This is a genomic window from Pseudoalteromonas sp. MB47, from assembly GCF_011319765.1.
In the GTDB taxonomy this organism is placed as follows: domain Bacteria; phylum Pseudomonadota; class Gammaproteobacteria; order Enterobacterales; family Alteromonadaceae; genus Pseudoalteromonas; species Pseudoalteromonas simplex.
In genome coordinates, this window is the sequence record NZ_VFBD01000021.1 from 49,107 (window position 1) to 62,620 (window position 13,514).

At 42.3% G+C, this 13,514-nt stretch carries 13 protein-coding genes; 10 read left to right on the top strand and 3 right to left on the bottom strand.

Annotated features, from left to right (window positions below; all coding sequences use genetic code 11):
• Window positions 1-65: 65 nt before the first annotated feature.
• From IMPJCBKJ_RS11780 to IMPJCBKJ_RS11790, 3 genes are all read left to right on the top strand, one after another.
• Window positions 66-1,700: an iron ABC transporter permease gene (locus tag IMPJCBKJ_RS11780; RefSeq protein ID WP_166340486.1), complete on the top strand. Its 1,635-nt coding sequence runs from the start codon at window positions 66-68 to the stop codon at window positions 1,698-1,700.
• The gene (locus IMPJCBKJ_RS11785; protein ID WP_166340488.1) at window positions 1,697-2,740 is read left to right on the top strand and encodes an ABC transporter ATP-binding protein; all 1,044 of its coding nucleotides are present in this window, start codon (window positions 1,697-1,699) and stop codon (window positions 2,738-2,740) included. The genes IMPJCBKJ_RS11780 and IMPJCBKJ_RS11785 overlap by 4 nt, the downstream gene beginning before the upstream one ends.
• A 61-nt stretch (window positions 2,741-2,801) precedes the next feature.
• The gene (locus IMPJCBKJ_RS11790; RefSeq protein ID WP_166340490.1) at window positions 2,802-3,701 is read left to right on the top strand and encodes a Dyp-type peroxidase; all 900 of its coding nucleotides are present in this window, start codon (window positions 2,802-2,804) and stop codon (window positions 3,699-3,701) included.
• On the opposite strand, the gene argR is transcribed toward IMPJCBKJ_RS11790, so the two are convergent.
• A complete protein-coding gene (argR, locus tag IMPJCBKJ_RS11795) occupies window positions 3,698-4,165 on the bottom strand; it encodes a transcriptional regulator ArgR (RefSeq protein ID WP_054551012.1) in 468 nt (155 codons plus the stop codon). The two genes, IMPJCBKJ_RS11790 and argR, sit on opposite strands and share 4 nt — an antisense overlap.
• Before the next feature lie 225 nt (window positions 4,166-4,390).
• Between argR and mdh the strand changes: the two genes are divergently transcribed.
• Window positions 4,391-5,326, top strand: a complete 936-nt coding sequence (gene mdh / locus IMPJCBKJ_RS11800; RefSeq protein WP_166340492.1) for a malate dehydrogenase — start codon at window positions 4,391-4,393, stop codon at window positions 5,324-5,326.
• Between the two features lie 89 nt (window positions 5,327-5,415).
• Here the strand turns inward: mdh and ispB are convergent, their stop codons facing one another.
• Window positions 5,416-6,387 carry an octaprenyl diphosphate synthase gene (ispB, locus tag IMPJCBKJ_RS11805; protein ID WP_054562777.1) on the bottom strand — a complete coding sequence of 324 codons (972 nt, stop codon included), beginning with the start codon at window positions 6,385-6,387 and terminating at the stop codon, window positions 5,416-5,418.
• A 410-nt stretch (window positions 6,388-6,797) separates the two neighbouring features.
• Here ispB and rplU point away from each other — a divergent pair, with 410 nt between their 5' ends.
• The 5 genes from rplU (at window position 6,798) to IMPJCBKJ_RS11830 (ending at window position 9,716) form a co-directional block, all read left to right on the top strand.
• Window positions 6,798-7,109, top strand: coding sequence for a 50S ribosomal protein L21 (gene rplU / locus IMPJCBKJ_RS11810; protein ID WP_036965957.1), 312 nt, complete (start codon window positions 6,798-6,800; stop codon window positions 7,107-7,109).
• Between the two features lie 16 nt (window positions 7,110-7,125).
• Window positions 7,126-7,383, top strand: coding sequence for a 50S ribosomal protein L27 (gene rpmA, locus IMPJCBKJ_RS11815; RefSeq protein WP_054551015.1), 258 nt, complete (start codon window positions 7,126-7,128; stop codon window positions 7,381-7,383).
• A gap of 162 nt (window positions 7,384-7,545) precedes the next feature.
• Window positions 7,546-8,700, top strand: coding sequence for an Obg family GTPase CgtA (gene cgtA / locus IMPJCBKJ_RS11820; RefSeq protein WP_054551016.1), 1,155 nt, complete (start codon window positions 7,546-7,548; stop codon window positions 8,698-8,700).
• A 67-nt stretch (window positions 8,701-8,767) separates the two neighbouring features.
• The gene (gene folA / locus IMPJCBKJ_RS11825) at window positions 8,768-9,259 is read left to right on the top strand and encodes a type 3 dihydrofolate reductase (RefSeq protein ID WP_187490279.1); all 492 of its coding nucleotides are present in this window, start codon (window positions 8,768-8,770) and stop codon (window positions 9,257-9,259) included.
• A 79-nt stretch (window positions 9,260-9,338) separates the two neighbouring features.
• Window positions 9,339-9,716 carry a DUF3718 domain-containing protein gene (locus IMPJCBKJ_RS11830; protein WP_054551017.1) on the top strand — a complete coding sequence of 126 codons (378 nt, stop codon included), beginning with the start codon at window positions 9,339-9,341 and terminating at the stop codon, window positions 9,714-9,716.
• A gap of 146 nt (window positions 9,717-9,862) precedes the next feature.
• On the opposite strand, the gene IMPJCBKJ_RS11835 is transcribed toward IMPJCBKJ_RS11830, so the two are convergent.
• Window positions 9,863-10,831 (bottom strand): class 1 fructose-bisphosphatase, encoded by a 969-nt coding sequence (locus IMPJCBKJ_RS11835; protein WP_138619101.1) that lies wholly within the window; start codon window positions 10,829-10,831, stop codon window positions 9,863-9,865.
• A gap of 160 nt (window positions 10,832-10,991) precedes the next feature.
• Between IMPJCBKJ_RS11835 and IMPJCBKJ_RS11840 the strand changes: the two genes are divergently transcribed.
• Window positions 10,992-13,421: a zinc-dependent metalloprotease gene (locus tag IMPJCBKJ_RS11840; RefSeq protein ID WP_166340494.1), complete on the top strand. Its 2,430-nt coding sequence runs from the start codon at window positions 10,992-10,994 to the stop codon at window positions 13,419-13,421.
• Window positions 13,422-13,514 lie beyond the last annotated feature (93 nt).

The window sequence follows — 13,514 nt, forward strand, 5'->3', positions numbered from 1 at the left end:
TCGTTACACAATTTTATAAAAGCTGTTTTTTAACAGCTTTTATTTTATCTGGTATTAATCCACTTATGCATGTGAAGTTTTCGCTGTCGCGTTGGCAGCTTACAGCCTGGCTTATTGGCCTGTTGCTTGTTACGCCATTGGGCTTTTTGTTATTTGAATCTCTGCAAGGGGATTCAGATGTATTTCAGCACCTTTTCGATACTGTGCTGTGGGATTATACCCGTAATACACTCATACTCATTGCAGGGGTAGGGCTGTTAAGCTGTATAATTGCATTGCCGTTAGCTTGGTTAACTGCATATTGTGACTTTCCTGGACGTAAGCAATTTGAATGGGCGTTAATGCTGCCTTTAGCAATGCCAACTTATCTTATCGCCTACGTGTATACCGACTTACTTGATTACGCAGGGCCTGTACAGATCGCACTCAGAGACTGGTTTGGTTGGCAATCACCAGACGATTACTGGTTTTTTGATATTCGTACATTGACTGGGGCTATTTTTATGATTGCCTTGGTACTCTATCCTTACTTATACCTAATTTTTAAAACGGCACTCAGAGAGCAGTCTTTTAAACTAGTGCAAGCTAGTCAACTAATGGGGCTATCACCATTACAAAGTTTTTTACGCGTTAGTTTGCCTCTTGGTCGTGGGGCGATTGTGGCAGGGGTTACATTGATCAGTATGGAGGCTATGGCTGATTTTGCTACTGTTAACTACTTTGCTGTGAGCACACTGACGACCGCTGTTTATGATACATGGCTTGGCTATTACTCATTAACCGCAGCGGCGAAAATCTCAGGTATTATGTTACTGATTTTGTTTTTAACCATCATGGTTGAGCGCTTTAGTCGTCGCAATCAAGCTGTGTATGAACGTCAGTCAAGCGTAAACAGCGCAACTTTGTATCGCTTAAAAGGCGGTGCGGCATGGGCTGCAAGCTTGGCTTGCACCGTTGTGCTGGTATTGGCTTTTATTCTGCCGGTTGGAGTATTAGTTAAATATGCCATTGTCTATGCAGATGAAGCATGGAATGGGGCATTCTTTAATTACGCTTGGCAAAGCTTTAAAGTGGCTGTAGTGGTGAGCATTGCAACTATCCTATTGAGCTTATTGTTATTGTTTTATCAACGCATTGCGAAGCAAGCTTACCCCTTGATCCCTGGGCGTTTAGCAAGTACTGGCTATGCCTTACCTGGTACTGTATTAGCGATTGCTGTATTGCTCCCATTAACTCAGCTAGATGATGCATTAAATAATTGGCTTGAGCCTTTTGGTCTATCACCAGGGTTACTTTTAAGCGGTACTTTATTTGCGATGATTTTTGCTTATGTTGTACGTTTTTATGCGATTGCGCATGGCGCGCTTGAAAGCAGTTTTTTACGTATTAGCCCATCACTTGATATGGCCAGCCAATCAATGGGCAAAGGGCCCTTACAAACCTTGTGGCGAGTACATTTACCGCTATTAAAACGCGGTATTTTAACAGCTGGTTTATTAGTGTTTATTGAGTGCATGAAAGAGTTACCTGCGGCTTTATTACTCAGACCTTTTAATTTTGAAACCCTAGCAACTCATGTTTTTCAATATGTTAGTGATGAGCAATTGGAGCTTGCGTCAATTTCAGCCTTGTTTATCGTGTTAGTTGGGTTAATCCCTTTGTATTTCGTTAATCGTTCGATGGAGCAAAATCACTCATGAGTCATTTGATAATTAAAGACTTAGCTTATCAGTACAATGCGACTCAGGTGTTGAGTGAACTAAACCTCAATGTTGAACAAGATGAAATCGTCTGTTTGCTTGGCGCAAGTGGCTGCGGCAAAACCACCACCTTAAAGGCAATTGCCGGGATTTTACAGCCTGATCAAGGCTATATGAGTATTGATTCAAAAGTGGTCAACGATAGTGGGCTGTTTGTTGCACCGGAAAAACGTAATATTGGCATGATGTTCCAAGACTATGCGTTGTTTCCTCATTTAACGGTGAGCGACAACATTGCGTTTGGTCTTAGCAATATGAGCAAAGCGCAAAAACGAGAGCGTGTAGATGAAATGCTTAGCCTTGTTAAACTCGATGGTTGTGCACAGCGATATCCGCACCAGCTTTCTGGTGGCCAACAGCAACGAGTGGCAATAGCCCGTGCACTTGCTTACAAACCAAGTTTATTATTACTTGATGAGCCATTTTCGAATATTGATACACAAGTACGTTTTGAGCTTATTGCCGATATACGCCGCATTATTAAAGCTCAGCAGGTTTCTGCGGTATTTGTTACTCACTCAAAGGAAGAAGCTTTCGCATTTGCTGACACGCTTGCGGTTATGCATGGTGGAAAAATAGCCCAACAAGGCTCTCCTGAGCAGTTATTTAGCCAACCTAACTCAAAGGTGGTTGCAGAGTTTCTTGGTACGGGCATATACTTAACGGCAAAAGTATTAACGCCAACTGAATACGAAACGGCGTTTGGTGTGGTTCACTCATTGACACCGAACAATGCAGATTGTCAGCAAGGTCAAGTGTATATAAGACCGCACCATATTCAGTTGTGTGAAGCTGCGCACAGTGACGCAAACAGTTTAACTATTTTGCACAGGCGCTTTATCGGTACGCGTTATGTATATCGAATCAATATTGCAGGGCAAGAGTGTGAAGTTGCTGCAGAGCAAGACCGCGTGTTAGCTGTTGAGCAGCCTGTAAAAATAAAAATAATGCCGCACACAGTCAATTTTTTTCATGATTAGTAATAAATAACAATCTTGAATCCTTGGCTTTGTGCAAATAACGAGAAGCTAAGGATTCACTATGGCGCAAGCGCAATCTGGGATTTGTGCTGAAGCAAACTTACATGGTTTGCACCTGTTTTTTAATGTTTACGATGGCCACGATGAGTCATTACGTAAAAAACTAAAACGCGTTAGCGTCATTCAAGATGAGTTTGCTGATCAGTTCTCAGAAGCCATGCTATCGTGTGTGGTTGCCCTTGGCGCTCAATATTGGCCGCATATTCTGCCCGAGTTTATCCCTAGCCAATTGCAAAGCTTTCCGAATGTGACTCACAGTGAGCATGTGATGAGTGCTCAGCCATTTGACTTGTTTGTACAAATTCGCTCAGACCGTGAAGATGTAAACCATCTATTTGCTCTGCAAATTCTAAAATTATTAACACCGGATGTTGAGCTGGTGGAGCAGGTCCGTAATTTTCGGTTTTTAGATGGACGTGATTTTAACGGCTTTATTTATGCAGGCGATACACCCCATGGTCGCCAAAAGCGTAGTACAGCACTTATCGATAAACCGGGGCACTTTGAAGACCAAGGCAGCTATATCCATGTTCAGCGCTTTGTGCATGATTTGAGTGTCTGGCAGCATTTATCGTTATCAGAGCAAGAGCAAATCATGGGGCGCACGCGTCTAGATAACACCTTGATTGTGCCTGCTGTAGAAACCAGTCATGCGGTTCGTAGTGAATTAAAAGATGAGCATGGCCAGCCTCTCTTGCTAAACCAAAGCATGCCATTTGGTGATGTGCATAAGCAGGGAATTTTAATGGTTTCGTGTGCGGCGCAAGGGGATGCGTTTGAGCAGGTATTAAAGAGTCGCTTGGGGCAGGGCGATTGCTATGATCATTGGCTCGATTTTACTCAAGCCGATATGGGATCTGCGTTTTTCGCCCCGTCAGTAAACTTCTTAAAGCAGCTTTAAACGGTATCGAATAAAGTGCGTACGCGATCAAGCGTTACATCGATTTCAGAAATCTTCGCAGGGGCGATAAAAATAGTGTCGTCGCCTGCAATAGTGCCTAGTACGCCATCTGCTTTACCGAGTGAATCAAGTAAACGAGCAATTAATTGTGCTGCGCCTGGACTGGTGCGAATGATAATCATCATTTCGTTATGCATAATATCAATAACAAGCTGACGCAGCGGGCTTTTCGCTGTTGGCACACCCATTTCAGCCGGTAAGCAATAGACCATTTCTTGTTTTGCATTACGAGTACGTACCGCACCAAATTTGCTTAGCATGCGAGATACTTTACTTTGACTAATATTATCAAAGCCTTGCTCTTTTAATGCTTCGACAATCTCACCTTGTGAACCGAAGTTTTCTTCTTTTAATAGCGCTTTAAACGCTTTGATCAGTGCTTCTTGTTTGTCTTGTGGTTGCATGTTGCCGTTTCTTTATTCATAAAATGTAGGGTAATTCTACACAACTCTGCATATTTATGCAGTATTAGTTTACAAAGTCGTCCAAAATGCTGTGTCTTTACAGCCAAGTTTACAACTATGGTCGAAATTATACGCGAAATAAGCAGGATAAATTTGTTTTTAGTCGCTAATTTCATTATCTTTAGGGCCACAAATATTTCCTACCTCAAATTACGGAGAATTCCAATGAAAGTTGCTGTTTTAGGCGCAGCTGGCGGTATCGGCCAAGCATTGTCTTTATTATTAAAAACAAGTTTACCTGCAGGTTCTGAATTATCGTTATACGATGTTGCCCCTGTTGTTCCTGGTGTAGCGGTTGATCTTTCTCACATCCCAACAGACGTTAAAGTTGAAGGCTTTGGTGCTGACAGCCTAGACGCAGCATTAGCTGGTTGTGATATCGTTCTTATCCCAGCGGGTATGCCACGTAAGCCAGGCATGGACCGTGCGGACCTTTTCAACGTAAACGCAGGTATCATCAAAACATTAGCTGAAGGCATCGTTAAAAACTGTCCTAAAGCGTTAGTAGGTATCATCACTAACCCAGTAAACGGCACAGTGCCAATCGTTGCTGAAGTATTCAAAAAAGCGGGTACTTACGATGCAGGCCGTGTATTCGGTATCACAACGCTTGACGTGATCCGTTCAGAAGCATTTGTTGCTGAACTTAAAGGTTTAAGCGCAACTGACGTTAAAGTTCCAGTGATCGGCGGTCACTCAGGTACGACAATCCTTCCTCTTCTATCTCAAGTTGAAGGTGTTACTTTCACTGACGAAGAAGTTGCGGCATTAACTCCACGTATCCAAAACGCAGGTACTGAAGTTGTTAACGCTAAAGCGGGTGGCGGTTCAGCGACTCTTTCTATGGGCGCAGCTGCAGCACGCTTCTGTATGTCTTTAGTTAAAGGCTTACAAGGTGAAGAAGTAATTGATTACGCATACGTTGCAGTTGAAAACGGTGACGCAGCATACTTCGCACACCCAGTTCGTCTAGGTAAGAACGGCGTTGAAGAAATTCTTTCTTACGGTGAGTTAAGTGCATTCGAAGAGCAAGCTAAAAACGACATGCTAGCTACACTTAACAAAGACATCCAAGAAGGTGTTGATTTCATCAACGGTTAATTCCGACAGATGATAGGCGATTTTTTAAATCGCCGAAAACAAAAAAGCCTGCAAATGCAGGCTTTTTTAATGGCTCGAATAAATAGTGTTTAGTGATCGCGGGCAACGGCGATACGGGCCAAACTCTCTAAGGCTTGTTTGTACGGTGTATCTGGTAAGAACGCAATACAAGCAATTGCTTTGTCAGCTTCTTGCTCAGCTTTTTGCATTGCAAACTCAAGGGCTTTAGTGTCAGCTAATGCCGCTAGAATGCTTTCTAAATGGTCCATACCATTACCAAGCTCAATTGCTTCACGTACTAGCTTAACTTGCTCTGGTGTGCCTTTTTGCATTGCGTAGATAAGCGGTAGGGTAGGTTTACCTTCAGCTAAATCATCGCCAATGTTTTTACCAAGTTGCTCGGCATCAGCGTTGTAATCAAGTACATCATCCACTAATTGGAATGCAGTGCCAAGATGCATTCCATATAAGTTTAATGCTTCAAGGGTTTGCTCGTCTTGCTCGGTAATAATTGCAGCAAGGCCGGTTGCAGCTTCGAACAATTTTGCCGTTTTGCTGTAAATAACCTGCATATAGCTTTGTTCTGTGGTGTCAGGGTCATTACAGTTCATTAGCTGTAATACTTCACCTTCAGCGATGACATTGGTTGCATCCGCTAAAATTTGCATGATTGGCATTTTACCTAGGCCAACCATAAGCTGAAATGAACGTGTATAGATAAAGTCACCGACCAAAACGCTAGCTGCATTACCAAACTCTGCGTTGGCTGTAGGCGTACCACGGCGCAAATGTGACTCGTCGACAACGTCGTCATGCAATAAAGTGGCGGTATGAATAAATTCGATGATAGTGGCAAGCGTAATATGGTCTTTGCCCTCATAACCAAGTGCTTTTGCCGCTAAAATGGCCAACATAGGACGAACGCGTTTACCGCCACTGTTTACTATGTATAAACCGAGTTGGTTAACCAATGCGACATCTGAGCGCATTTGGGCATGTATAAGTTGATTGACGTCATCCATTTCATTTTCGATTAACGTCTGGATAGCTTTTATATCCATTGATCTCCGAGCCAATATTTATGGGTATACGGGGCTGATTGTACAACAAAAAAAGCGCTTGCTCGATATTTTGTGATGATTCAGTAAAAAAACACTGTAAAGTTTTTTATTTGAGATCAATTTTGCCAAGATAAATTTATAACCTTGATTAATAAGTGAACAGCTTTTTGAATTTTAAAGGTGCCTATTATTAGCGTAATTTAATTGTCATGAGATCGTAAAAACCGCTTGGCATGTGGTGTTTTTAGGATAGAATAGGGGAAAATATTGAATTGCTCTCAATGCAGCTATTTTTTATTCATTTTATCGAAAAAGAGGCTTGCTAGTTTTTGCACATTAGCGTAAACTTCGCGCCCTATTGAAGAATATTTTAGTTGCGTCGATTTGAGGGCGCACAGACGGAGTTAATTATGTACGCGGTTTTCCAAAGTGGTGGTAAACAGCACCGTGTGACTGAAGGTCAAACAATTCGTCTTGAGAAATTAGACGTTGAAACTGGTGCAGCAGTTGAATTTGATTCAGTACTTTTAGTTGCTGATGGTGAGAAAATCGAGATCGGTGTACCGTTCGTAAACGGTGGTAAAGTAACAGCTGAGGTTGTTTCACACGGTCGCGGTGAGAAAGTTAAGATTGTTAAATTTAGACGTCGTAAGCATTCTCGTAAGCAAATGGGCCATCGTCAATGGTTCACTGAAGTTAAAATCACTGGCATTAGCGCTTAATTAGAGGTACTGAGAAATGGCACATAAAAAAGCAGCTGGTAGTACTCGTAACGGTCGCGATTCAGAAAGCAAACGCCTAGGTGTTAAGCGTTTTGGTGGTGAATCAGTTCTAGCGGGTAGCATCATTGTTCGTCAACGTGGTACTCGTTTCCACGCTGGCGCAAACGTAGGTATCGGTAAAGACCACACTATCTTCGCAAAAGCAGATGGTAAAGTTCAATTCGAACAGAAAGGTCCTTTAAACCGTAAATACGTAAATATCGTAGCTGAGTAATCATCTCGATATTTGAAAAACCCCGCCTTTGCGGGGTTTTTTGTTTTAAGGCACATAATAGTGCGTATAAATATATACCTAAGCGCCTTGGCATTGGGTGCTGAATAGGGCACTTAGGTATATAATAGAGTTATTAACAAGCCAATCTTAAAGTGAGTAATCATGAAGTTTGTAGATGAAGTAGAAATTCGTTGTGACGCGGGTGATGGCGGCAGCGGTGTCGTATCTTTCCGACGTGAAAAATATGTACCAGATGGCGGTCCTGATGGCGGCGACGGCGGCGATGGCGGCAGCGTTTATCTACAAGCCGATGAAAACTTAAATACGTTAATTGATTACCAATTTGAGCGTTTTCATAAAGCAGAGCGCGGCACAAATGGTCAAAGCCGTAACATGACAGGTAAAAAAGGCGCTGATTTAACGCTTAAAGTACCTGTTGGTACACGTATCATTGATGTTGACACTGAAGAGTCATTAGGTGATTTGACCAAGCATGGTCAAAAGGTTGTTGTTGCAAAAGGTGGTTTCCATGGCTTGGGGAATGCACGTTTTAAATCAAGTACAAACCGCGCTCCACGTCAAAAAACACTAGGTACACCTGGTGAAGTTCGCAGCTTACGTCTAGAGCTAATGCTACTTGCTGATGTTGGCTTACTTGGTTTACCAAATGCTGGTAAATCAACGTTTATCCGCAGTGTTTCTGCAGCTAAACCAAAAGTGGCAGATTACCCGTTTACGACGCTTATTCCTAATCTTGGTGTAGTACGCCCAGATGCGAATAAGTCATTTGTAATTGCTGATATCCCAGGTCTAATCGAAGGCGCTTCAGATGGCGCAGGCCTTGGTATTCGCTTCTTAAAACACTTAGAGCGTTGTCGTGTATTACTGCATATCATTGATGTTATGCCTGTTGATGGTACAAACCCGGTTGATAATGCCTTTGCGATTATTAATGAGCTACACCAATACAGCCCTAAACTTGCTGAAAAGCCGCGCTGGTTAGTATTTAACAAAATTGACCTATTACCAGAAGATGAAGCTGAAGCCCTGTGTAATGAAATTGCCGAAGAGCTAGGTGAAGAGGTTAATGTTTACCGTATTTCTGCTGCGAATAAACAAAATACTCAAGCATTGTGTCATGACATTATGGCGCTACTTGATAGTATGCCGAAAGAGAAATTCGCTGAAGAAGAGAAAGAAGAAGTTGAATTTAAGTGGGATACTTATCATCAGAAAGCGACCTCTCAAGATGATGATGATTGGGATGACGACTGGGATGATGATGACTACGATGTGGAAGTTATCTACCAACGATAAAATTTAAAACTGAAAAGGAGCCATGCGCTCCTTTTTTATTAATAAGAAAAAAGTATTAAGGTTTAGTGTGAAAATTTCAATGATTGCTGCGATGGCAAATAACCGAGTAATTGGCCAAGACAACCAAATGCCATGGCATTTACCCGCCGATCTGCAACACTTTAAAAAAGTAACCATGGCAAAGCCTGTGATCATGGGCCGCAAAACGTTTGAATCAATAGGCCGCCCTTTACCAGGTCGTCAAAATATTATTATCACGCGTAATGTTGATTACACAGCAGAGGGTATTGAGGTGGTTACTTCTCCAGAAGCTGCGCTGAAATTGGTTGCTGATGTTGAAGAAGTTATGATTATTGGTGGCGGAAATATATACGAACAATTCCTGTCTCAAGCAGATCGTCTATACTTAACTTTTATCGACCTCGAAGTGGCCGGTGACACGCAATTCCCAGATTACGAAAGTGTTGCTAATTGGACAGTTGCCGAGCAAGAAAAGCATCAGCCTGATAACAAAAACCCTCACTCGTATACTTTTGTAACCCTGTACAAAAATTCGTAACATTATTGCGGTAAAATTAATTAGTTGGTACAATATTACACAATCTTGGTAAGAAAAAAGTATTACATAAGGGCAAAATATGATGAAGTTACCAAATATGTTACTTGCAGCGGCTGTTGTATCAGCGTCAGTTGCGTATACAGCACCAGCAAAAGCTGATGATCAATTAGCGGTTTCTATCTGTGAATATATCGCAGCTGATGATAAAAACCGTTTGCGTAGTAAGCTTAAAAGCTCACGTGTGAAAATTCGTAACATTTTTGATGCTGTGAAATGCAATGGCAATAACATGCTTCGTCATGCAATCGAAAGCGGCGCGGCAGATACTGGTGAGTATATTGTTAAGAACTTATCAAAAAGCTCTTTAGAAGATGGTGCTGATATTGCTTGGGCTGAGTCGAACGGTCACGGTGGTTCACCACTAATCGCTGTTATTAAAGACCGCGCAGGCCTTTAATTTAAGCGCCAAAAGAATTTAAGAAACCGCACTCGTTGCGGTTTTTTTGTGCCTGTAAGGTAAGTAACTTGTTGAGAATCTCTCGTTTATTAAAAACTGGAAGCTTCTAAAGTTGAAGTCTTCCAGTTTGAGGCATTTACTGCTTGTTATTTATGGTAGCTTAAACAGGTTTCTACTTCGTTCTTCGAACCTAAGATCACCGCCACACGTTGGTGAATAGCGTCAGGTTGAATGTCCATGATGCGCTCAGTGCCTGTAGAAGCTATGCCGCCAGCTTGTTCGATTAACATTGCCATTGGATTTGCTTCGTATAATAAACGTAATTTGTTAGGTTTATTTGGATCTTTCGTGTCAGTTGGGTAAGTAAAAATACCACCACGACATAATACACGGTGCACATCACCCACCATTGCAGCAATCCAGCGCATGTTGAAGTTACGACCACGTGGGCCTGTGTCACCAGCAATTAAGTCATTGATGTAATTTTGCATCGCAGGTTGCCAATGGCGTTGGTTTGAAGCATTGATAGCAAATTCGCTGGTCTCTTCAGGTACGCTTGCAAAATCTTGTGTTAATAAGAAGGTACCGTGCGTTTTATCTAAGGTGAAAAAGCGTGTGCCCTTGCCGGTTGTTAACGCCAGCACGGTTGATGGGCCATATAATACATAACCCGCTGCAACTTGGTTTTTACCCGGTTGCATAAAAATACTAGGATCAGCTGGATCTGAACCTTCAGGCGCCGCCATAATTGAGAAAATCGTACCAACGAGTGAGTTGATATCAGTATTTGATGAGCCATCAAGTGGGTCGAATGCAACAATGTAGTTGGCATCTGGATTACCCGCAACGGTGAAGTCTTCTTCTTCAGAGGCAATGGCTTTTACGTAGCCCGATTCTAATAAAATATCTTTTAAAAGTTGATTAGTTAGAACATCGAGTTTTTTCTGAGTTTCACCCTGAATGTTTTCGTCTAGGGTTGAGCCTAATACGCCAGATAGGGCGCCTTGACCAACACGAAATGAAATTTCTTTACATGCCGCAAGTACCGTTCTGATCAATGAGATCAGTTCACGAGGGCAACCATCTTCTAACAATACCGGTGGGAGTCTACGCATTCTATTTTCCTGATAACGTTGTAGCCAGACATTTTTAGTGTGAGAGAGAATGTCTTAGCAAGCGCTGAATTTCGTCTTAAATAGCTGATTTTTATAAACGGTACTTTATACTGCTTAATACCTATACAGTATTTAAAACGCGAATAACAAAGATAAGATTATGCAAAAAATACCATTACTACGATATCTGCTCTTAGCTGTGCTACTTACTATGATAACTCAAGCACACGCAGCAATTAAGTCTATAAATGATTTTACTGAAAAAATGACTCATTTTTCAGGCTATTTTTCATTTTACTACGACACAGAAAACGGCAAATTGTATCTTGAAGTGGATAAACTCGAGCAACAATTTTTACTACAACAAAGCCTACCTTACGGTGTTGGTTCAAATGATATTGGCTTAGATCGCGGTCAGTTAGGTGACACACATTTAGTACAGTTTGAGCGTTTTGGCGATAAGGTAATGCTAAGAGCCATCAATACATATTACCGCGCTAATACTAATAACCTTGCGGAACAACAAAGTATTAAAGAGGCGTTCGCATCGAGTATTTTAGCGGGTTTTAGTGTTGTAGCTCAGTCAGATACTGCTGTACTTGTGGATTACACCCCTTATTTATTAAGCGATGTTCATGGTGTAAGCCGTCGTTTATCGGCAACTGGGCAGGGAAGTTTTAATCTAGATAGCAACCGCAGTGCGGTTTATTTAGCACGCTCAAAAGCATTTGAAAAAAATACTGAATTAGAAGCCGTGCTTACTTTTCATGGTAATAACCCAGGAAAGTATGTACGCCAAGTGAGCGCAGACCCTTATGCGCTGACAGTACATATGCATCACTCATTAATTGAATTACCTGATGATAACTACACCCCGCGCAAGTTCCACCCTCAAGCAGGTTTTTGGAGCATTGAACACAAAGATTATGCGGCAGCGCTGGGTGAGTCTATGTATGTGCGTTACATCCCGCGTCATCGTTTAGCAAAAAAAGATCCGAGCCTGCCAATCAGCGAGCCCGTTGAGCCGATTGTTTATTACTTAGATCCGGGCGTACCAGAGCCAGTTAAAACAGCGTTACTTGATGGTGCTAAATGGTGGAATGATGCCTTTAATGCAGCAGGTTATAAGAACGCATTTATCGTTAAAGTGCTCCCTGATGATGCCGACCCTATGGATATTCGCTACAACGTAATTCAATGGGTGCACCGTGCAACCCGTGGTTGGTCGTATGGCAGTTCAGTGATTGACCCTCGAACTGGCGAAATTATCAAAGGCCATGTGACACTGGGTTCACTGCGTGTTCGTCAAGATATCTTAATTGCAGAAGCATTAGCAGCTCCCTATTTTGAAGGCAATGAAGTAGCTAAGCGTTTACAAGCCATGGCACTTGACCGCATCCGTCAATTAAGCGCTCATGAAGTAGGGCATACTTTAGGTATTTCGCATAACTTTGCAGCGTCAGTGGCAGACAGAGCCTCTGTAATGGATTATCCACACCCACTACTGAGCTTTGATGAGCAAGGTAAATTAGATGTAAGCCGAGGCTATGCTGCTGGCATGGGCGTGTGGGATACCCAAGTTATTAAATATGGTTATAGCGATTTCACTAATCAAGATGAAGCACAGCAATTGGCTGCTATTTTAGCCGAGAACAAAAGCAAAGGGTTGGAGTTTATCTCAGACAGTGATGCCCGCGCTCAAGGGGGCGCTCACCCAACTGGGCATTTATGGGATAACGGAAGTTCACCGAGTGATGAGCTTATGCGGGTACTAGATGTTCGTAAACAAGCGCTGACGAGCTTTGGTATCGAAAACATCAAAACGGGCACAGCTTTATCACAACTAGAAGAAATGCTGGTGCCACTTTATTTGTTCCACCGCTATCAAGTTGAAGCGGCGGTTAAATTAATTGCCGGTGTAAATTACGAATACGAAGTTCGTGATGGTTCACAACCAAAAGGGGCACAGGTTGTGGCAAAGCAAACACAACAAGCGGCAGTGGATGCCGTACTTGCGACATTAAAAGCTGAGAACCTTGTTTTGCCTGAGTCGGTATTAGCGCTTATTCCACCAAAAGCGTATGGTGAATCAAAATCACGGGAGAGCATTGTTGGTCGCACAGGACTAACGCTCGATGCGATGGCACTGCCTGAGGTTGCTGCAGCACATAGCTTGAGCCTACTTTTTAATAGCCAACGCATTAACCGTTTAGCGCAGCAGCAAGCACGAAGCGATGCATTTTATGGTTTAGATGCGTTATTAGCACAAACTTATCAGCAAGTTTTCGAGCAAAAAATTGCTTCAGGTATGGCTGGTAAAATTAGTCAACGTGTGCAGCTTTTAACTGCGAAACAGTTTGCTGACCTAGTGGCAAGCAATGAGGTAGCACCCGAAGTACAAGCTCAGCTTCGTTACTACTTAGCTAAACTTGCAAAGAGTTACCAGCAAGAATCAATGCTAGGCAGTGTATCCGTTGGCAACAGTGCATTTAAGCAATATTTAAGCGAGCAAATCAGTCACTTTTTAGAAAACGGTGAATGGCCTGCAAACTTTAAAGTGTTGCCAATGCCACCGGGTTCGCCAATTTAACTCACCTTTCTTTTAAGACGCCTAGCATAGCTAGGCGTTTTACTTGCATAAAATTGGATATTTGCTAATCTAGCGGCCTTCCTTTTTTGTCTT